The sequence below is a fragment of the Stenotrophomonas sp. TD3 genome (assembly GCF_001939825.1).
In the GTDB taxonomy this organism is placed as follows: Bacteria; Pseudomonadota; Gammaproteobacteria; order Xanthomonadales; family Xanthomonadaceae; genus Stenotrophomonas.
The window spans coordinates 729,786-750,531 of record NZ_MOYM01000001.1 but is presented as its reverse complement, the minus strand read 5'-3'; the positions used below and the strand labels follow the sequence as shown (position 1 = coordinate 750,531).

The window sequence follows — 20,746 nt, the reverse complement described above, 5'->3', positions numbered from 1 at the left end:
TTAGCGCGGCTTACGCATCAGCATGTAGGCAGCCGGAATCACGAAGAGCGACAGCAACGGAGCGGTCACCATCCCTCCAAGCATCGGGGCTGCGATGCGGCTCATGACCTCCGAGCCCGTACCGCTGCTCCAGACAATGGGTACCAGGCCCGCCAGGATGACGGCGACGGTCATCGCCTTGGGCCGCACGCGCAGCACGGCACCCTCCCGGATCGCATCGAGCAGTTCTTCTCGCGTCGGGTCGCGTCCATCGGGGCAACGTTCCGCCAAGGCCTGCTTCAGATAGATGAGCATCACCACGCCGAACTCCGCCGCCACACCTGCCAGCGCGATGAATCCCACGCCGGTGGCGATGGACAGGTTGTAGTTCAGCAGGTACAGGAACCAGATGCCCCCCGTGAGCGCGAAGGGCAAGGTCGCCATGATCAAGCCCGCTTCGTCCACACGCGCGAAGGTCAGGTACAACAGAACGAAGATGATCAACAGGGTGGCAGGCACCACAACCTTCAGGCGTGCATTGGCCCGCTCCATGTATTCGAACTGCCCGGAGTAGGTGATGCTCACACCCGGCTCCAGCTTGACCTGCTGCCCGATGGCATCGCGCAGTTCGTTGGCCACCGAGGCTAGATCACGGCCGCGCACATCGACATAGACCCAACCGGAGGGCCGTGCGTTCTCGCTCTTGAGCATGGGCGGCCCATCGGTGATCGCGATGCGTGCCACGGTCCCCAACGTGATCTGCTGACCCATCGGCGTGAAGATGGGTAGTTCTGCCAGCCGTTGTGGTGAATCACGCCATTCTCGCGCGTAGCGCAGATTGATCGGAAAGCGGGCAAGCCCCTCGACCGTTTCCGAGACGTTTTCGCCACCCACCGCGCCGGCGATGACGGCCTGGACATCGGCGATGTTCAGGCCGTAGCGACCGGCGGCTACGCGGTCGATCTGAACATCCACGTAGCGCCCGCCCGTCAAGCGCTCCGCGAGGGATGACGTCACGCCGGGAATGCCCTTGGCGACCTGCTCGACCTCTGCAGCGATGCGATCGATCACGCCCAGGTCGTTGCCGGTCACCTTCACCCCGATCGGGCTCTTGATGCCGGTAGCCAGCATGTCGATGCGATTGCGGATAGGGGGAATCCAGATATTGGACAGGCCCGGGATCTTCACGGCACGATCCAGCTCTTCCACGAGCTTCTCGGGCGTCATGCCTGGACGCCATTGTTCCCTGGGCTTGAGCTTCACCGTGGTCTCGAACATCTCAAGGGGCGCCGGATCGGTCGCAGTTTCGGCCCGTCCTGCCTTGCCGAACACCTTGTCCACTTCAGGTACGGTCTTGATCATGCGGTTGCTCAGCTGCAGCAACTCCGTGGCGCGCTGCGCCGAGAGTCCCGGCAGGGCCGAGGGCATGTAGAGCAGGTCCCCTTCGTCCAACCTCGGCAGAAACTCACCGCCGAGCCGCGCCAAGGGCCAGGCCGTGGTCGCCAAGGCCAGCACGGCGATCAGCAGCGTCGCCTTAGGCCGGCGCAGTACCCACTCCAGTGCTGGCCGGTAGGCTGCAATCAGGATGCGGGTGATGGGGTTCTTCTGCTCATCCGGGATACGCCCGCGAATCCAGTAGCCCATGAGTACGGGAATCAGCGTCACTGACAGCCCTGCGGCCGCGGCCATCGCGTAGGTCTTGGTGAACGCCAGCGGGCCGAACAGCCGGCCTTCCTGCGCTTCTAGGGTGAAGACCGGGATGAACGAGAGCGTGATGATGAGCAGCGAGAAGAAGAGCGCAGGACCGACTTCCTCTGCGGCCTGTGTGATCACGTCCCACCGTTCCTTGCCCTGCAGTCGTTGATCCGGGTGCGCGTGCTGCCAAGCCTCCAGCTTCTTGTGGGCGTTCTCGATCATCACCACCGCTGCATCCACCATCGCCCCCACGGCGATGGCAATCCCCCCCAGCGACATGATGTTGGCGTTGATGCCCTGGTAGCGCATGACCAGGAACGCCGTCATCACGCCCAGAGGTAGCGAGATGATGGCCACCAGCGCAGAACGAAGATGCCAAAGGAACAGTGCGCAGACCAGCGCCACCACCAGAAACTCTTCGCCCAGCTTGGTCGTGAGATTGCGAATGGCCCGCTCGATCAGCGCGCTGCGGTCGTAGCTGGTGACGATCTCGACGCCCGGCGGCAGGCTGCCCTGCAGCTCCGCGAGCTTGGCCTTGACGGCAGCGATCGTCTCCTGGGCATTCTTGCCGGAGCGCAGCACCACCACGCCGCCGGCGACCTCGCCTTCTCCGTCGAGTTCGGCAATGCCACGCCGCATCTCCGGGCCTATCTGGAGCGTCGCCACATCCCCCAGCCGCACCGGCACACCGCCGCGTGCCGTCAAGGGGATCTCCCGGAACTCGTCCAGGGTCTTGAGGTATCCGCTCGCGCGGACCATGTACTCCGCGCCTGACAATTCCAGGACGGAGCCGCCGGTCTCCTGGTTGGCCCCCATCAGGGCATCGCGGACTTGAGCCTGACTGAGGCCATAGGACGCCAACTTGATCGGGTCGAGCACGACCTGGTACTGCTTGACCATGCCCCCCACCGATGCCACTTCGGCCACGTTGGGCAGGCTCTTGAGTTCGAACTTCAGGAACCAGTCCTGCAACGCACGCAGTTGCGCCAGATCGTTCTTGCCCGTGCGATCCACGAGCGCGTACTGGAAGATCCAGCCGACGCCTGTGGCGTCCGGACCCAGGGCCGGCTTCGCCGTGGCGGGCAATCGGCCCTGGACCTGGTTCAGGTATTCCAGTACCCGTGAGCGGGCCCAGTACAGGTCGGTTCCGTCCTCGAACAAGACATAGACGAACGAGTCGCCAAAGAACGAGAAGCCGCGCACGGTCTTGGCCCCTGGCACCGACAGCATGGTGGTGGCCAACGGGTAGGTGACCTGGTTCTCGACGATCTGCGGCGCCTGTCCTGGGTAGTTGGTGCGAATGATGACCTGCACGTCTGACAAGTCCGGCAGCGCATCCACGGGCGTGCTGCGAACGCCCCACACGCCCCATGCCGTGAGCATGGCGGTGGCCAGCAGCACCAGGAAGCGATTGGCCACCGACCATCGAATCAGTTTGGCGATCATGGCTGCACCTTTTCGATGGCGGTGATCACGTAGTCCTCACCTTGCTTGGAGAAGGTGAATCGCACCTGCTGCCGAACCGAAAGACCCGCGGCGAGCTGCGGGCTGCTCAGCTTGAAGCCCATGGTCATGGCCGGCCATTGGAGGGCTGGCACGGCCTCGTGCGCCAGCGTCAGCTCGGTGGGCGACATCTCCTCGATCACGCCGCGCACCACGAAAGCGTTGGTGGCCGCGGCCGGTGGCGACGAGGTGCCGTGCCCGTTGTGCGGCGATGCAGGCGCGGACGCCGCGGCACCTGCAGGCAGCACGCCCCGCAGGCTGGCTTCCGAATCGATCAGGAACTGCGCCGAGGCCACCACCTGCTGTCCCGCCGCGAGCCCGCCGTTGACCACCAGTTGATCGCCTACCTCCGCGCCCACCTGGACCTCCACGGGATGGAACTTGCCGGGTCCATCGACCACATAGGCCAGTGCGCGCTTGCCGGTGCGGATGACCGCCTCGCTGGGAACAAGCAGCGCGGGCTGTTCGTTGCCTTTGAGCGCGATCTGGCCGGACATGCCGGCCTTCAGGCGCTGGCCGGGATTGGCCATTTCAAGCCGCACTCGCACCGTACGGGTGTCGCGGTTGGCTTCGGGCAGGATGCTCACGATGCGCGCCTGGAGCACTTCACCGGGAAACGCCGCCAGCCGGACCTGCGCCGTTTGGCCGACCTGCAATGGCCCGCTTTGTGCTTCGGGGACAGCCGCTTCGATCCACACCGTGGCCAAGCCATTCACCCGGGCCAGGCTTTCCCCGGCGGAAACCGTCATGCCCTGACGCACCATCAGTTCGGCCACCAAGCCGCCTTGAGGTGTTGTGACCGTGTACAGCCCCTTGGGCTCGCCTGTGCGCTCCACCTGGGCGATCAGGGCTTGCGGCATGCCGAGCAGCAGCAGCCGTTGGCGGGCAGCTGCGGTCAACGGTGCGTCGCCCATCGCGCGAACCGAGAGAAACTCGCGCTGTGCGGCGATCCACTCCGGCAGCAATAGGTCAGGCAGCGGTGCCCCTGCTGCGATCACGTCGCCCGCAGCCCGTGCGTAGACACGCTCGACGAAGCCAGCGGTCCGCGCCTGCACGATGCTGACGTCGCGGTCGTTGAGCAGCACGGTGCCCACGACGTTCACATCTGCGCCGATCTTGCCTTGCACGACTTCGGTTGTACGCAGGCCCAGGGCTTGCACCGCTTGCGCCGACACGCTCAGGCCCGTGCTGTCCTGAGTGTCTTCATCTGCGTACTTCGGCATCAACGCCATGTCCATGTAGGGCGATTTGCCGGGCTTGTCGAACTTCTGGGCCGGCACCATCGGGTCGTACCAATACAGCACCTTGCGCTCGGTCGGAGCACTTGCAATGGTGGCAGCGGGGGAGCCGCTGAGGTGGCCGGCGCGCCATTGGGCGACGCTCCATCCAACGGCAATACCGGCAGCAATCAGCGTCAAGCCGGCAAGGATGTTTCTCGAAGAGGTGTTCATGGCGAGGGTCTCCACTCAGTCCGCGATCAGGCTGTTCAGTCGGGCGACGAGGCTGTCGCGCTGCGCTCCGAGGTCGATCAGACGCATGCGCGTCTCCAGTACCTGGGCGCGTGCACTGAGCACAGCGCTCAGGTCCCCCTTGGCGGATCGGTAGTTGCTCAACGCAAGCGCCGCTCGGTTCCGTACCAGCTGCAAGCCTGCGGTCTGCAGGCGGTCGATCTGGCTGTTCAACGCTTGGAGTTCGGCGGCGCTGTCGTCCAGCTCCTGCAAATGACGCCGCGCCACGTCTTCGCGTTCGGCGTCCAGACGCTCCAACTCGTGCCGTTTTGCCTCGATCATGGGCACTTGGCGTCGATCCTTCTGCCATGGCAGATCGAATGTCACCTGGAATGACACCATGTCGCCCCATCGGCGATCCCGCCGGCTATAGGCAATCTCCCAGGCCCAATCGCCGCGGGTCTCTGATTGGGCTTCGCGGGACTCGGCCCGGGCCATGCTTTGCATCGCCGGATAGAGTTCAAGCTCCGCGTGATTCGCCAGTTCTGTGCGCAGTTGCGCGACGGGGTGAGTGAGCGGGCCTGGATCGCCTTGCAGTGCTTCGTCGGCCCTGGAGCCCACCCAGCGCCGCAATGCGGCCCTGGCCTTGGCCCGGTCCCGCTGTAGATCGTCACGGCGGTCCGTGAGTGTCAGCGCCTCCTGTTGCGCGACCAACAGGTCGCCAGTCTGGGCCGTGCCGCCGGCGACGCGAGCGGGGAGACTGTCTTGCAGGCGCTGGTTCTCCGCGAGCAGTTCCGTCAGCAGTATCTCCCGTTGCTCCACCGCCTGCGCGGCGATCCACGCCAGGCTGAGTTCCTGGCGGATCTGCAATCGCTGCAAAACCAGCGCCGCGCGCTCTCGATCCACACGCGCCTGCGCACTGGCGACCTGGGCGTCGCGCTTGGCCCTGTTGGGCACTTCCTGCATGAGCGCCAGGCGCTGCATCGTCATGGATTCGCGCGTCATGCTCCAGCGATCCATGCCGCTGATGGGATAGTTTTCGATGCCGAGCGAGAGCTTGGGGTCGGGCAGCGAGCCTGCTGCCTTCTGCACGGATTCGGCGACGTTGACCTGCAACTGCTGCGCGCTTATGCGCGGGCTCTGCTGCTCCGCGATAAGGCGTGCCTCAGCAAAATCGAGGGCGTAGGCCACAGGCGAAACAAGCGCACTGCCTGCCAACGCGATGCTGATAGCTTTCAGACGATGCAATCGCATCGAGGCCGGCGTTGTGCCTCGGCCGTACGCTGACGGGCGCCCCTCGGGAAGGTCTGATCAAAGCGCTCTGATGCTTGGATTTCAGCGTCAAGGCGCCAAGTCGACCTCGATATGATGGATTTTGCGCCGTTTCTGACGCTTTTCGACGGCTTTCCCCGTCCAACAGACGGATTTACCCCGTCGGCAGCAACAGACGTCGCCGCGCCATCCACAGATTCGACAGCGCGAACAGCGTCAACACCTGCGCCGTGTTCTTCGCCAACCCGCGATAGCGCACCTTGGTGTAACCGAACTGCCGCTTCACCACTCGGAACGGATGCTCCACCTTCGCCCGCAGGCTGGCCTTGAAGTGCTCCCAGCGTTCGGCGTATTTGCGATCACGCTTGTTCTTCATCGCACGAAGCTTCGACGGCTTCTCCGCGATCCAGAACGCAGCCTCCACGCCTTGCAGCTCCTCGCGCTTGTCCGCGCCCGTGTAGCCGCTGTCGCCGCAGATTGTGTCTTCCTTGCCGTGCAGCAGCTTGTGCACCTGCGTCACGTCGTTGACGTTCGCCGCCGTGCACTCCACGTGGTGCACCAGGCCCGACTCCTCGTCCACGCCAATGTGCGCCTTCATCCCGAAGTGCCACTGGTTGCCCTTCTTCGTCTGGTGCATCTCCGGATCGCGCTTGCCGTCCCTGTTCTTGGTCGAACTCGGCGCCGCGATGATCGTGGCGTCCACGATCGTGCCGGCCTTCAAGCTCTGGCCCTTGCGCGCCAGGTGCGCGTTCACGCGCTCCAGGAGCTGCGGCGCCAGATCATGCGTCTCCAGCAGCCGGCGGAAGCTGAAGATCGTGGTCTCGTCCGGAATGTTGTCCAGCCCGCTGAGGCGGGCGAAGCGGCGCATCACCGCCGTGTCGTACAGCGCCTCTTCCATGGCCGGGTCACTGAGCGCGTACCACTGCTGCAGGAAGTGGATGCGCAGCATCGTCGCCAGCGCGTACGGCTGCCGGCCACGCTGGCCCATCTTCGGGTAGTGCGGTGCGATCAGCGCCAGCAATGCGTTCCACGGCACAACCTGCTCCATCTCCGCCAGGAAGATCTCGCGTCGCGTCTTCTTCCGCTTGCCCGTGTGTTCCGCGTCCCCGAAGCTCAGCTGCATCGTCGTCATCCGTCGAACCTTGCGCTATTGTCGCCGAGGAATTGTTCAGAGCATCCCTCGGGGGCGCCAAAAAAGGGAGTAAACATGGTTGTCCTCGGAATTGGTGTTCACGAAATCACGTGGTCTGCCGCATCGGTGCGCGGCGAGCACGGACACATAAATCAATTCCGCAGGACTTGGAACGTGAGGTAGATCGGCGGAAAGCCCGCGCGGGGATTGGGAGGAATGTAGGTAACGTGCCGCCTGAGGGCTACCCGGTCGAGAACCAACCCGGGCAGCGAGTTGGCGAGCCACATCACGTGCGCCGCGAGAAACTGAATGTCCAGCCCCTGCCATGAAAGCGCCGACTCCCGATCGCCACTGCAATGAGCGTGGCACAACTGTGGCGCTTCGCTGTCCATGGAATCAGGCATGCCGGTGCAATCCGACATTGGCAACTTGTCAGCCTGCTGCATCGAGATCGTGGCACGCATTTGCGTGGTTTCCACAGATGCCCTCGGGTCTGGCTTGGGACAGACGTACATCGCCATCGCAACCTGCGAGAAAAGCAAGGTTACGACTAGGCCGCTGGTAATCCAGCGGCTCCATCTTGCGAGAAGGCGCCTTAAGCCGATCATGTGGACATACTATTGGAAGTTGTGGGGAGTTGAATTGATCAAGGTCAGTTTCCAGGATGAATTGATGCGTCTGGACGGCGCCTTGGCCCGAACCGGCATCCACTGCAAATCCACCGGCAAGGGCGGGCACCGCACGTGGCTGTCATGCTTTACGCGCCTCGGCAACTCGCAAGGCTCTAAGCTCAAATCGATCAGCTACAAGATTCGTCTGTCCCGAGAGTCGCTGCAGGTGCGTAATGACCTCGTAGGGGCCATCGGCTATTGGACGCGTGCAGATTCCGCACTGGCTAGCGGTTTCGATGCGTGATCGCGAAGAAATCCCTACGCCATATCCAGCTGCGACCCAGAGCAACAACATCTCAAAAGAACTGACATGCTGGACATTCGGCCTTTCCGTTGATGACATGGAGGACAGGTACTGGTCCAGCGAAGGAGAATATTCGGCCTTCCATCGAAACACGGAGTGCTCCTTAAGTTCGTCTATTCTGATTGACTGCTGCCGGAGCAGTGGGTATCCCAGCGGCGTGGCAAGAGCTGTCGCCTCAAACCAAAGAGAAAGACTCTTCAGCGAAGAATCGCTCACCTGCTTCAGAGAAAGGCCGACGTCGAAGCGCCGTTTGTAGAGGCCTGTAATGAGATCGCTCGTCGTAACCTCATTAAATTCCATAAAAACTTCGGGCTCCTCCGCGCGCTGCAGGGCAAGCAATGCAGCTAGGTTCGAAGAGGCCACACCAGGCGCTATGGCGAGCCTGAGCTGTGGGCGTGGGCTGGTGGCGTCGTGCATGAGAGGCCCCAAGAAGCGATAAGACAAGGATGGAAAGTCTTCATGATAGCTAGTTTGAGTTAAACTTAACGTGGTTAAATTGTCGGGACTGTTCGACGCTTCCAAGGATGGAGAAGCGAACTGTCCGACGAGGCCGTCCCCCAGGCACTACCACTTTCGACGCCGAGCCAGCGTTGGCATTCGGAGCGGCCGTTCGTGTCGCCCGCCTGACGCAAGGTATTGCTCAGGAAGAACTGGCTGCGAAAGCAGGGATCGAGCGATCGCACATGGGCAAAATAGAGCGTGGGGAGCACATGCCCACTCTCGCTCTGATCTTAAGAATCGCCGCCGGACTCAAGCTTAGTGCTGCGGAACTCGTCAGCGCAGCCGAACGCAATCTTCGTGCTGCGGCGCACGATTCAGATGGGCATTGACGCTTTAGTCATCCGGAGGTCCTCGCAGACGTTCCATGAAGCGATCCAGCGAAACCGATGAGTTGCTGCTTTCTGGCCGAAGCAGATAGGTTGTGATTACCGCCGTGTCCTGCGCCAGAGGGCGAATCACCACGTCCGGCCTCTGGCTGATGGGAATCTTGGTCGCTGTCATGAAACCAATCCCATAGCCTGCGCCGACCAGCGTTAGCATCATGTCCAGCGACGACACTTCTTCGACAACGTTGAGCCTGTGTTCCAGAACCTGTAGCAGCCGATTTAGTTCTCGGCAGTAGCCTTCGCAGGCCAGTTTGTCGCACAGAACCAGTGGGTGACCCTGAAGTTCGTTGAGCGGAACTTGCTTGTGCGCAAGAAGCGAGTGCCGCGCTGGCACGGCGATCACAATCGGGTCTCGCCAGATCGGTTCAGCCACGATGCCTTCGCCAACATCCGCCGCGTGTGCAAATCCGATCGTGAAGTCGCCAGACCGTAGGCCCCGTATCTGCTCGGTCAGCGGTACCTCGGAGAGACGTATCTCGACCTCGGGCTCTTCCGCGCGGCAACGAGCTAGGAACGCCGATAGTCGTGGGTCCATCGCACCATCGGAAATTGCAATGCGCAGGCTGCCCCTCAGGCCCGCGGCAATGGCTCTGGCATTCTCACGCGCTTGCTCCAGGACAGTGAAGAGTCGGCGGGTGTCCTGCAAGAATGCCGCCCCCGCCACGGTCAGCCGTGTACCCCTGCGGTCGCGGTCAAACAGCGTGACCCCAAGCTCATCTTCCAATTCCTTGATCGCGCGAGACAAGGGGGGTTGCTCTATATGCAGCCTCTCGGCCGCCCGCGTGAAATGCAACTCCTCTGCCAAGACGACAAAGCATCGTAGATGACGCAACTCCATAAATCGGGCTCCTCGCAGGTTCTCATTCGCGCAAGATGTCCCGTGGACGAATCACGGTGGATGTGGAGGCTGGATCCATTCCAGGGAAGTTGATGCGCTTGACATCGCAAAAACTGGCATCTTGAGCGCTCGTGGTTGCTCGTGACGCGTCCCAATCGCGCGCGCCCAATCGGGGCGCGCGTCTCTGTCACACTGTGCAGAAGCTTTGAAAAGCACCGCACACCCGCGGCGTCATCCGCCGTGCTCTTTTTGTAGCAGCGAGCCGAGGCGAGCGACTTCATTGCTGGTGATCGCGATGTTGCGCCCATCCTTCGTCGACACCGAAGCCCCGACATTGAGATAGACGGCGCGCCCGAAGCGGCTTTCCTGTGCCATCTTTCCGTCCTTGAAGATGTACAGCGTTCCCCCGTCAGCCAAGGGAACCATCTCCTTGGCTGCTTGGGCTGCTGCATGACCGGCGAAGGCTGGCACGGAGAGAGCGCTCAACAGGGCGGCAATGACAATTTGCGATTTCATGATCGACTCCTTTGTAAAAACGACGACAACTTGCGCCGCGTCGTTAAATGTAGAAGCAGGCGGTCTACAGAGGGCTTACCCGTGCATTACATTCAATTCATGCGCTGTCATCTGCCGCCCATGAAGGATTAGGTTCCAGTGGGAGACAAGATGCCAAGCCATGCAACGCTCGCCAGAACCAAAACGGCCAAGGTTGCCTCCGTGAACAGACTCTGCCTAAGCTTGATGACTGCCTGTGCGCGATTGCCTGCCTTCAAAGCTGCCTCCAGGCTCGGGCTCAACCGATACCGATTGGCAGCAGCCAACGCCAGCATGCCTGCGAAAAGCAGGAGCTTTACCATCAGCAGCCGGCCATACAGCGTCGAGATGAGCGGATCAAACGATGGTCCGGCGATCAACAGGTAATTGAGAGTTCCACTCACGACGAGTGCAGCCACGATCGCTGTACCTATGCGAGCAAAGCCATTCGACGTCCGACTGAGGACCGCTACCGGGTCTTGCGCGACATCCCGCTTGTGGGATGCCAGCATCAAGAACGCCAACAATGCGCCCACCCAAGCGCCCGCTGCCCAGAGGTGGGTGATATCCGACGCAAGATGGATGTAGCCGCGAACGCCGTCGTCCATGGCGCCGTGGCCTGCCCACGCAAGGGTCGCCAGCGCCACGCCGGTGGAGAGCGCCATCACTGCAAATCGCAAGGTAGCGTTCAATTTCAACATTGCGACGAGCACACACACCAACAGCGCGAGGATGCGAATGCACCAGGCGATGCCCATGTGCGTGCCCGTAATGAGCATGTCGAAAACGTGCGTTGACAGCTCCGCGTAGCTTTGGGCGCCGGACATGGCCTTGGCCATGACCGTCATGCCCCACATCGACAGGGCAATGCCGATGGCAGCGGATGCGCCAATGAGGACGCGATAGCGGCGCGAGATCGTCGAGGATCGCTCGTCGTTGCCCAAAGCATAGAGTCCGAACATGGCGACGCCAAACGCCGCCGCCAGGTCCAGATAAAGCGCCAGGCGCAGGACGATGGTCAACCAATCCCCGGCCATGGGCTTACTTCACCTTGAAGGTGACGTTACCCGTGATCGGATGCGTGTCCGAGGAGACGGCACGCCATTCGACGCGATAGTCGCCGGGCTGGAGCGCCTGTGCTGGCGTGATGACCATGGTCTTGCCGTCGCCGGCACCCGCGACGCTGGCGTTGATCTTCATCGGGCCATGGCTCGCCATTCCCGGCATGCCAGTCATGACAAGGCTCGCGGCGGAGAACTGCGGCACCAGCGTTTCGGAGAACTTCAGCTCGATGGTGGCTGGCGCGGAAACCTGCGACTTGTCGGCTGGCGTTGAAGACACCAGCGAAGGATGCGCGAATGCGGCGGTGGCGAACAGACCAGCAGCGATCGGCGCGACGAGCTTGGCGATGAAATGTGAACGGGTCATAGAGATTTCTACCTTGATGTGTGAGGAGTGGTTTAAGAACGAAGTGCCGAGATAAGGCTTGCACCTTCGCAACGGCGTGGAACGAAAGAAACGGTTCGCTGGGCGATAGCAGGCTCCTGTAGGTTCAGAAAGAAAATCCGGTCACAGTCGGCTCGCTCTCAGGCGCAAGGCGTTGCCAACGACCGACGCCGAACTCAGGCTCATCGCCAATGCTGCGATCAGCGGCGACAGCAGCCAGCCCGTGAGGGGATAGAGAACCCCGGCGGCGATGGGGATGCCCAGCGCGTTGTAGAGGAAGGCGAACATGAGGTTCTGCTTCATGTTGCGCACGGTACTCACCGAGAGCGTGCGAGCGACAGCGATGCCACGCAGGTCGCCCTTGACCAGCGTGACCTGGGCGCTGTTCATCGCCACGTCGGTCCCCGTTCCCATGGCGATGCCCACGTCTGCCTTCGCCAAGGCCGGCGCGTCGTTGATGCCGTCTCCGGCCATGGCGACGATGCGTCCTTCTTTCTGCAGCCGCTCGATCAACATGAGCTTGTCCGCCGGCTTGACCTCACCATGCACCTCGTCGATGCCTAGGCGTGCACCGACGGCTTTGGCGGTGGTCTGCCCGTCCCCGGTGGCCATGATGACCCGCAGGCCCGCAGCCTTCAACGCGGCCAGGGCCTCGGGGGTGCTGCCCTTGACCGGATCGGATACGGCGAGCAAGCCCGCGAGCTGCCCGTCCACAGCCAAGTACATGACGCTTGCCCCTTCGCCGCGCAGAGCTTCGGCCTGGGGTACGAGCGGTTCCACCGATACGCCAGACTGTTCCATCAGCACTGTGTTGCCCAACGCGAGTTGCCGGTGCTCAACCTTTCCGCGCACGCCGATGCCGGTTCCCGATTCAAAGCTCTGAGGCTTCACGAGTTGGAGGCCCTGGGCACGCGCGGCCTGCACGATGGCGTCGGCCAGGGGGTGTTCACTGCCCTGGTCCAGGCTGGCCGCAAGACGCAGCACCTCATCGTTCGTAAAGCCGGGTGCTGCGACGACCTGATCGAAAGCAGGTCGGCCTTCGGTCAGGGTTCCTGTCTTGTCGATGACGAGGGTATCGACCTTGCGAAGATTCTCGATCGCCGCGGCATCGCGGAATAGCACGCCCTGCGTGGCGCCACGGCCCGTTGCGACCATGATCGACATCGGCGTGGCCAGACCCAGCGCGCACGGGCAGGCGATGATCAGAACGGCCACCGCATTGATGAGTCCATAGACCCAGGTGGGCTGCGGCCCGAAGAATCCCCATACAAAGAGCGTCGTGACCGCAATGGCAACGACGGCCATCACGAAGTAGCCGGCAACGACATCGGCCATGCGTTGCATCGGCGCCTTGGAACGCTGCGCCTGGGCGACCATCTGGACGATCTGCGACAGAACGGTGTCCGAGCCGATCCGCTCCGAACGCATGACCAGCGCGCCGCTGGTGTTGAGTGTGGCCCCGATGACCTTGTCGCCCGCGCGCTTGCTTACGGGCAGCGGTTCGCCGGTCAGCATGGATTCGTCAATCGAGCTGCTGCCCTCGTGCACGATGCCATCCACCGGCACCTTCTCGCCGGGTCGGATGCGCAGCAGATCGCCGACGTGCACATGGCTGAGCGGCACGTCTTCCTCGCTGCCGTCCGCATTGATGCGCCGCGCGGTCTTGGGCGCCAGCCCCAGCAGCGACTTGATGGCCGCCGAAGTCTGGGAGCGCGCCTTGAGTTCCAGCACCTGGCCGAGCAGTGTCAGCGAGATGATGACGGCGGCGGCCTCGAAATACACGCCGACCCGTCCCATGGACATGAAGGAAGCTGGAAACACTTCCGGCGCAACGGTTGCCACGACGCTGTAGATGAATGCCGCACCCGTTCCCAGGCCGATCAGTGTCCACATGTTCGGGCTGCGGTTGACCACGGACAGCCAGCCGCGGGAGAAGAAGGGCCAGCCGGCCCACAGCACGATCGGCAACGACAGCACCAACTCGACCCAGCTCTGTGTAGCCATGTCCATCAGGTGTAGCCGCTCGCCCAGCATCGCCAGCGCCAGGACCACGAGCGTCAACGGCAAGGTCCACCAGAAGCGACGCGAGAAGTCACGCAACTCCGGGTTGTCGTCGTCGAGGTCGGGCAGCAGAGGCTCCAGCGTCATCCCGCACTTGGGGCAGATTCCCGGATGATCCTGGCGGATCTCCGGGTGCATCGGGCAGGTGTAGATTGTTCCGGGTGCGGTTGGCGATGCCGCCGGGGCCGGTGAAATCGCGGTGCTGGCATGGTGATGCGGTGCATGGCCGCTGCCTGTGCCTATGCCCGCGCCACCGCTGGCATATCGCGCCGGATCGGCGTCGAATTTGGCCTTGCATCCGGTGCTGCAAAACAGGTACGTGTTCCCCAAGTGCGTGGAGCGGTGCTCCGACGCCGCCGTGACCGCCATCCCACACACCGGATCTCGTGTCGAGGCATCGGGCTGCGAGTGGCTTGAGGGCCCGCCCGCATCGTCACTTCCAGCATGGCTGGCGTGATGGTGGTGGGTATGCGTGCCGGACGTTGTGGCACCCGCCGCCATGCCTGCGTGCTCATGTCCTGAAGACTTGCTGGGTGAATTCATAGTGACAAGTGCCCTCCGCCGTTAACCGTTGGTGTCTGGTGATCGCAGCAGGCCGCACGCGCGCAAGGAGACAAGCGCGGCGTCGCGTGCTCGCACGGTGCGAGTGCCTCGACTCATTGCTTCTGCTCCTTGGAGGCTGCGGCACCTTCCTCACCCTGACGCGCGGCATGATCGTGTCCGCCGTGGCCGTGACCACGGTGCATGAACAGGTGCATCAGCGGACAAGCCGCCAGCAGCAGGAAGGGGAGATAGCCGGCAACATGTGCCGTGTGCTCCTTGAGCAGGAAATACGCGGCGACAGCGGCGATGATGAGGAACGCCACGCCGTAGCGCGATCGCCAGAACCGGGGACGATCGCTGGGGGTATGTGTGTGCTGATGCTGCATGGCATATCTCCACGGAGAAGGGTTGATGGATGGTCAGCGATGCGACTGATAGACCGTGCTGCTACCGTTTTTCCCGATCAGCAGCACGTCGTAGGCGTCCTTGCGTCCACCATAGGCCGGACCATCCATGCCGGGCGAACCGACCGGCATGCCGGGCGCCGCAAGGCCGATGGCCTGCGGGGCTTCGCGCAGCAAGCGTTGAATGTCCGAGGCAGGCACATGACCCTCGATGGCATAGCTGCCGATCTGCGCCGTGTGGCACGAACCGTACTTCTGCGGGATGCCCAGCCGCGTGCGCGCTGCCGTGTTCCCGGTGTCGAGAACCTGCACATCGAAGCCTGCGCCTTGCAGGTGTGAGACCCAGTCCTTGCAGCATCCGCAGCTCGGGTCCTTCCAGACCTTGGCAATCGGTCGGCTCTGCGCCAGGCTCGGTCCTGCGAGTGCCATCACCAACAAGCCAGCGATCAATGCCTGGCGTCTCGGCACTTTGCCCTGGCTTCTGTCGTAGTGCATGTTCATAGATTGCCTCTCATCAGATGATCAAACCCGCTAGGTTCTAGAACCAGAATCGCACGCCAGCCACCCAGCGCGTCTGCTGCGCGCGGCCGCCTTCGGCACGCACATAGTCCGCGGTGCGTCCGAAGCTGCCCGCCCGTTCCACGCCGATATAGGGGGCGAACTGGCGACTGAATTCATAGCGCAGGCGCAAGCCAGCAGACGCTTCGGCCAAGCCCTTGCCGATACCGCGTTCCGGGTCGTCCTTGCCATAGAACTGCAACTCGGCGCGAGGCTCCAGAATCAGTCGCTGGGTCAGCAGCAGCTCGTAGCTGCCTTCGACACGCAGCGCCGTACGTCCGCCACTTCCCACGTAGCCCGTCGCCTCCAGCTCGAACCAGTAGGGGGCGAGGCCCTGGATGCCGAAAGCCAACCATTGACGGCTCGGGCCTTCGCCGTTATCCACCCGAATGCCGAGCTGGGTGTCCCAGTACGGTGCGACGGCGTGCCCCCAGAGAAGCTCGGTACGCGATTCTTCGAGCTTTCCTTTGGCGATATCGCCTTCGGCCTTCACGACGGCCTTGTTGTAGGTCGTCCCATACCACGCCTGGAGGTCGTAGGCCGTGGAATCGTCCCCTTTGCGCGTGAAGCGGCGTTCCAGGGTTTCGCCGCGCAACGAGAAGAACCTGTGTTCGTCGGCCAGCATCAGCCGCGGCACACCGGGTACGGCGTAGTCGCCCGATCCCAATGTCAGGCCATTGGAGTAGCCATGCGGATCGCGGGCGTCAGGAGGCGCCGACCCGCCCTGCATCTGCATGTTGCCGTGATCCATGGCCGGGGCCGCGGTCGAGCCGCTCGCCGACGCCGCGTGACCCGCGTGCGGGTCGGCGGCAGGAGCCACGGTCTGAGTGGATGGCGCGGCCGTTTGAGAGTCGGCCTGGCCGTGCGCAGCATGGTCGTTCTGTGCTTGTGCCTGTGCGGCGACGCTTACCAGGGCCAGTAGCGTCGTGGCCAGTGCGCGAGTGGGGAGTGCTTTGGACATTCTTGGTCTTCCTTGTGCGCTGGGTTCAAGACACCACGACTTCGCGGAACATGCCGGCATCCATGTGGAACATCAGGTGGCAGTGCCACGCCCAGCGGCCGAGCGCGTCGGCTGTCACCAGGAAGCTGATGCGTTGTGCCGGCTGCACCGGCAGGGTGTGGCGGCGCGCAAGGAAGCGACCGTCGGGGCTTTCCAGCTCGCTCCACATGCCGTGCAGGTGCATGGGATGGGTCATCATGGTGTCGTTGTGCAGAATGACCCGCAGCCGCTCGCCGTGTTTGAAGTGCACCGGCGTGGACTTTCCGAACTCCAGCCCGTCCAGGGACCATGCGTAGCGTTCCATGTTGCCCGTGAGGTGCAATTCGACCTCCCGGCCAGGGCCTCTCTTGTCCAGCGGCCCCGACGGGGTATGCAGATCCGCGAGGGTCAACACGCGCCGACCGTTGTTGCGCAGTCCAATGCCGGGGTCATCGAGGTTGGTGCGCGCCATGTCAACGCGCATGTCCGTGCTGGCACCATACTCGGTGCGAGCGTGGCGGGCAGTAGTGCTGGGCACGGCCAGTCCCCCCGCAGCCGCGGCGTGTTGGCTGTGATCCATCGCCATGCCACCGTGGTTCATGCCAGCCATCGCCCCATGATCCATCCCGGACATCGAACCCGAGCCCATCCCGGTCATCCCGGTCATCCCGGTCATGCCCGTCATGCCCGTCATGCCCGTCATCCCGGTCATCTCCATGGCCTGGCCGGACCCGCCATGGTCCATGCCCCCCATCATGCCGCCCATCATGTCGTTCATGGTCAGCCATTCGACCGGATCGAGGGCAGGCACGGGAGCTTGAAGACCTTCACGCACGGCCAGCGTGGCACGCGCGTAGCCTGTCCGGTCCATCGCCTGGGCGAAGATCGTGTAAGCGTCATCCCGTGGCTGGACGATCACATCGACGGTTTCGCCCGGACCGAATCGGAACTCATCGACCGTCACCGGCTCCACGTCAACACCATCGACGTGCACCACCGTGAGTTTCAGTCCGGGAATGCGTACGTCGTAGAAGGTGTTGCCCGCACCGTTGACCATGCGCAGCCGCACGCGCTCCCCCGGTCGGAACAACGCCGTCCAATTGCCGGCGGGGGTGACGCCGTTGGCCAGATAGGTCAGCGTGGCGGCGGACAGATCGGCGAGATCCGTCGGATTCATCCGCATCTCGTTCCACATCTTGCGCTTGTCGATCGCAGCGGCCATGCCGTCGCGCGAGGCGTCCCGGAAGAAGTCGAAGACGGTAGGTTGGTTGTAGTTGTAGTAGTCGCTTTGGGACTTGAGCTTGGTGAACACCCGCATCGGGTCTTCGTCGGTCCAATCCGAGAACAGCAGCACGTGGTCACGGTCGGCGCGGATGGTCTCGGCGCCAGCGGGGTCGATGATGATCGCCCCGTACATGCCCGTGAGTTCCTGGAAGCCGGAGTGCGAGTGGTACCAGTAGGAGCCGCTTTGCTGAACCTTGAAGCGGTACGTGAAGGTCTCGCCGGGAGCGATGCCTTTGAAGCTAATGCCCGGCACGCCATCCATCTGATACGGCAGGATGATCCCGTGCCAGTGGATGGATGTGGCTTCACGCAGCTTGTTGGTCACACGGATTGTGACGGTGTCACCCTCGCGCCAACGCAATGTCGGTGCCGGCAGCGAGCCGTTGATGGTCGTAGCCACGCCTGGCTTGCCCGTGAAGTTCACGGGCGATTCGGCGATCACCAAGTCGAACTCGGTGCCTTTTAGCACAGGGGCGGCACCGCGCGTCGCGGAGCCTTGCTGGGCAAATGCCTTGAACGCCGGCGTGGACAGCCCAGCGAGAACGCCGCCGGCGGCTAACCCTTGGACGAAACGCCGACGAGAAAGGCCCTGTGGGGGCACGATAAAAAAGGGTGAACGAGGCGGCATGGCCTGAAATCCTCCATAGATGACTCGGAAGTCGTTCTAAACGCCACCCCATCCTGAGCGGCACAGTTCGACGCAATGCAGGTCATGCTATGGGTTGGGCACTTTCCACCGAATGACCCTTGAATTACATTCATGTAATGTTCGTGTCATGTTCGTGGAAGCTGGCAACCAGTAAATTGCTGATTGAAGTGGATGAATGCGTACATCGTGAGCGGCTATTTTTCTGCGCCGCAGCGATTTCATGGGACATGCGATGAAACTGCTGGTCGTTGAAGACGAGAACAAGACGGCGGATTACGTCCGCCAAGGTCTCATGGAGGCGGGATTCGTAGTGGATCTGGCGCGCAACGGATTGGACGGACACCACCTGGCCATGGGCGAGACATACGATCTGGTGGTCTTGGATGTCATGCTGCCGGATGTCGATGGCTGGCGCATCGTGCGTGCCCTTCGAGATGCCGGTAAACAGGTCCCTGTACTCTTTCTGACGGCGCGTGGCGGTGTGGACGACCGTGTCAAGGGATTGGAACTGGGAGCGGACGACTACCTCGTCAAGCCATTCGCCTTCTCTGAGTTGCTGGCGCGGGTGCGGACGCTGCTGCGACGCGGAAGCGCTCCGAGCCAGCCTGATCGCATCCAGGTTGCCGATTTGGTACTGGACTTGGCGCGCCGACGTGCAACGCGCGCTGGCCAACGCATCAATCTCACCAGCAAGGAGTTCGCGTTGCTTGAGCTCCTGGCCCGTCGCCAGGGGGAAGTCCTTCCACGTTCTCTGATCGCGTCGCAGGTATGGGACATGAATTTCGACAGCGACAGCAACGTCATCGATGTAGCCATCCGCCGCCTACGCGCGAAGATAGACGATGCGTTCAATCCGAAGCTCATCCACACCGTGCGTGGAATGGGATACACGCTCGATGCGCCCGATGATGCCCCTGCGCCATAAGCCGCGGCAAAGCCGTCCAGCGTCGCTTGCATTGAGGGTCACGGCCCTGGTTGGTATCGCCACGACCTTGGTGTTTCTTGTGTTCAACTGGGTCATTCTCCGGTCGTTGGAGCACCACTTTGCTCAACAGGATGCCCACGAACTGGAGGCAGTGACAGCCGCTTTGGCTCAGCCCTTGCACCAGCTTGCAAGTGACATCGCAAGCGACGAACTGAAGCAACACTTGGCCAACGCAGTCGCAGGACATCATGGGATGACGTACGGCGTCTACGATGGGTCTGGCAATAGCATCTATGCCACGCCCGGTCCTGACCTGTCGAAACTTGACAGTAACAAAAAGTTGGTGAACCGCATCACCGCTGACGATTTGATCGTGTGGCACGAGGATCAGAGGTCATATCGAGGTGTGGTGGTACAACTGCCTGCTGACGATTCAGCGGCGTCCGGCTACCGCATCGTCGCCGCCATGGACATCGGCTTTCATCTCGACTTCCTGGCGGAGTTCAAGCGCATGCTTTGGTGGGCAACCGGCTTGGTCATGTGTCTGGCGCTCGGTGTGGCTTGGCTGGCGGTGCAGTGGGGCCATCTGCCGATTCGCAAGGTCAATGAAGAGATTCGGGCGATTCGCTCTTCAAAGCTGGATGTGAGGTTGGATCCTCGGGATGTGCCGATCGAACTGGCGGAACTGGTATTTGCCTTCAACGATATGTTGGCGAGAATCGAGGAAGGCTTCACCCGGCTATCACACTTTTCCGCAGACATAGCGCACGAGTTGCGCACGCCCGTCACCAACCTGGTCACGCAGACTCACGTAGCGCTTGGCCAGCCGCGCAGCAACGAGGAATACAGAGAAATCCTCTATTCAAATTTGGAAGAGTTTGATCGGATGGGACGCATGATTGGAGACATGCTGTTTCTTGCCCAAACGGAAAATGATCCCCGCAACTTGCGCTTGTCTACAATTGATCTGTCCGAATTGGTGCGGAGTCTGTTCGACTATTTCGAGGCGCTGGCAGAAGATAGCGGCATTACGCTTGGCGTTAAAGGGGCGATCGGCAGCATAGCGGCGGATCGGGAAATGCTCACCCGGGCGCTGAACAATCTTCTCTCGAACGCAATTCGACACACTCCTCGCGGGAAGAGCATCACGGTCTTGCTCTCGCAGGATGAGCAGTGGACAACGATCAGTGTGGTCAATCCCGGTGAGAAAATTCCTGAGCCCGATCTACCAAAGCTCTTCAATCGATTCTACCGAGTTGATCCGGCACGGCAACGAAATACGGCGGGCGCCGGTCTTGGCCTTGCCATCGTGAAATCGATTGCGGAGGCGCATGGTGGTTCTGTTGCCGTGACCTCCAGCGAGCTTGTCACAAGATTTGACTTGGCACTGCCCCATCTGCGGCAGTAGTCCGGGTGAGCTTCGGTGCCGGATAGCCGCATTCGGAGATGCAATGGCGCAGATCCTTGACCCTGAGGCATCGCTCGTCGAGATGAATCGTTGCGCTTCCCGCAACATAGTTGGCATCCGCATTATGGACGCCGTGAAGATACAGCAGCTTGCGGCGCACTCCCTCACCGCTCAGGCTCGATACAAGCCCTCCGACTTCAACGTTGATCGACTTCATGAATGCTCT

General features: G+C 62.2%; 19 protein-coding genes. 3 read left to right on the top strand and 16 right to left on the bottom strand.

Translation table 11 applies throughout. The features are described from left to right. The 6 genes from BKE09_RS03595 to BKE09_RS03570 form a co-directional block, all read right to left on the bottom strand. Complete coding sequence (locus tag BKE09_RS03595; protein WP_016445091.1) at window positions 1-3,120, bottom strand: efflux RND transporter permease subunit; 3,120 nt, start codon at window positions 3,118-3,120, stop codon at window positions 1-3. Continuing rightward, a complete protein-coding gene (locus tag BKE09_RS03590; RefSeq protein WP_013391832.1) occupies window positions 3,117-4,628 on the bottom strand; it encodes an efflux RND transporter periplasmic adaptor subunit in 1,512 nt (503 codons plus the stop codon). The genes BKE09_RS03595 and BKE09_RS03590 overlap by 4 nt, the downstream gene beginning before the upstream one ends. Window positions 4,629-4,643: 15 nt before the next feature. Continuing rightward, window positions 4,644-5,879: a TolC family protein gene (locus tag BKE09_RS03585; RefSeq protein ID WP_013391831.1), complete on the bottom strand. Its 1,236-nt coding sequence runs from the start codon at window positions 5,877-5,879 to the stop codon at window positions 4,644-4,646. Between the two features lie 172 nt (window positions 5,880-6,051). Continuing rightward, window positions 6,052-7,020, bottom strand: a complete 969-nt coding sequence (locus tag BKE09_RS03580; protein WP_016445093.1) for an IS5 family transposase — start codon at window positions 7,018-7,020, stop codon at window positions 6,052-6,054. A gap of 161 nt (window positions 7,021-7,181) precedes the next feature. Continuing rightward, a complete protein-coding gene (locus BKE09_RS03575) occupies window positions 7,182-7,493 on the bottom strand; it encodes a hypothetical protein (RefSeq protein ID WP_006226245.1) in 312 nt (103 codons plus the stop codon). Between the two features lie 286 nt (window positions 7,494-7,779). Then, entirely contained in the window at window positions 7,780-8,421 is a 642-nt protein-coding gene (locus BKE09_RS03570) for a LysR substrate-binding domain-containing protein (RefSeq protein WP_013391828.1), read from the bottom strand. A gap of 107 nt (window positions 8,422-8,528) precedes the next feature. Here BKE09_RS03570 and BKE09_RS03565 point away from each other — a divergent pair, with 107 nt between their 5' ends. After that, complete coding sequence (locus BKE09_RS03565; protein ID WP_013391827.1) at window positions 8,529-8,834, top strand: helix-turn-helix transcriptional regulator; 306 nt, start codon at window positions 8,529-8,531, stop codon at window positions 8,832-8,834. A gap of 4 nt (window positions 8,835-8,838) precedes the next feature. Here BKE09_RS03565 and BKE09_RS03560 read toward each other — a convergent pair whose 3' ends face one another. The 9 genes from BKE09_RS03560 to BKE09_RS03520 form a co-directional block, all read right to left on the bottom strand. After that, window positions 8,839-9,729, bottom strand: a complete 891-nt coding sequence (locus BKE09_RS03560) for a LysR family transcriptional regulator (protein WP_013391826.1) — start codon at window positions 9,727-9,729, stop codon at window positions 8,839-8,841. A 231-nt stretch (window positions 9,730-9,960) separates the two neighbouring features. Beyond that, entirely contained in the window at window positions 9,961-10,245 is a 285-nt protein-coding gene (locus tag BKE09_RS03555; protein WP_003090336.1) for a CopK family periplasmic copper-binding protein, read from the bottom strand. 128 nt (window positions 10,246-10,373) lie between these two features. After that, window positions 10,374-11,300, bottom strand: a complete 927-nt coding sequence (gene copD, locus BKE09_RS03550; protein ID WP_016445094.1) for a copper homeostasis membrane protein CopD — start codon at window positions 11,298-11,300, stop codon at window positions 10,374-10,376. Between the two features lie 4 nt (window positions 11,301-11,304). Then, the gene (copC, locus tag BKE09_RS03545; protein WP_008063308.1) at window positions 11,305-11,691 is read right to left on the bottom strand and encodes a copper homeostasis periplasmic binding protein CopC; all 387 of its coding nucleotides are present in this window, start codon (window positions 11,689-11,691) and stop codon (window positions 11,305-11,307) included. Between the two features lie 141 nt (window positions 11,692-11,832). Then, window positions 11,833-14,139: a heavy metal translocating P-type ATPase gene (locus BKE09_RS03540; protein ID WP_013391824.1), complete on the bottom strand. Its 2,307-nt coding sequence runs from the start codon at window positions 14,137-14,139 to the stop codon at window positions 11,833-11,835. Window positions 14,140-14,426: 287 nt separating this feature from the next. Beyond that, window positions 14,427-14,699 carry a DUF2933 domain-containing protein gene (locus BKE09_RS03535; protein WP_013391823.1) on the bottom strand — a complete coding sequence of 91 codons (273 nt, stop codon included), beginning with the start codon at window positions 14,697-14,699 and terminating at the stop codon, window positions 14,427-14,429. Window positions 14,700-14,732: 33 nt separating this feature from the next. After that, complete coding sequence (locus BKE09_RS03530; protein WP_013391822.1) at window positions 14,733-15,218, bottom strand: DUF411 domain-containing protein; 486 nt, start codon at window positions 15,216-15,218, stop codon at window positions 14,733-14,735. 37 nt (window positions 15,219-15,255) lie between these two features. Then, window positions 15,256-16,236 carry a copper resistance protein B gene (locus BKE09_RS03525; protein ID WP_013391821.1) on the bottom strand — a complete coding sequence of 327 codons (981 nt, stop codon included), beginning with the start codon at window positions 16,234-16,236 and terminating at the stop codon, window positions 15,256-15,258. Between the two features lie 25 nt (window positions 16,237-16,261). After that, window positions 16,262-18,166: a copper resistance system multicopper oxidase gene (locus tag BKE09_RS03520; protein WP_013391820.1), complete on the bottom strand. Its 1,905-nt coding sequence runs from the start codon at window positions 18,164-18,166 to the stop codon at window positions 16,262-16,264. 253 nt (window positions 18,167-18,419) lie between these two features. Here BKE09_RS03520 and BKE09_RS03515 point away from each other — a divergent pair, with 253 nt between their 5' ends. After that, window positions 18,420-19,112 (top strand): heavy metal response regulator transcription factor, encoded by a 693-nt coding sequence (locus BKE09_RS03515; RefSeq protein WP_003097513.1) that lies wholly within the window; start codon window positions 18,420-18,422, stop codon window positions 19,110-19,112. Beyond that, the gene (locus tag BKE09_RS03510) at window positions 19,084-20,520 is read left to right on the top strand and encodes a heavy metal sensor histidine kinase (RefSeq protein ID WP_013391818.1); all 1,437 of its coding nucleotides are present in this window, start codon (window positions 19,084-19,086) and stop codon (window positions 20,518-20,520) included. The genes BKE09_RS03515 and BKE09_RS03510 overlap by 29 nt, the downstream gene beginning before the upstream one ends. Here BKE09_RS03510 and BKE09_RS03505 read toward each other — a convergent pair. Continuing rightward, window positions 20,480-20,737, bottom strand: a complete 258-nt coding sequence (locus tag BKE09_RS03505; RefSeq protein ID WP_013391817.1) for a heavy metal-associated domain-containing protein — start codon at window positions 20,735-20,737, stop codon at window positions 20,480-20,482. The genes BKE09_RS03510 and BKE09_RS03505 overlap by 41 nt on opposite strands. Window positions 20,738-20,746: the final 9 nt, after the last annotated feature.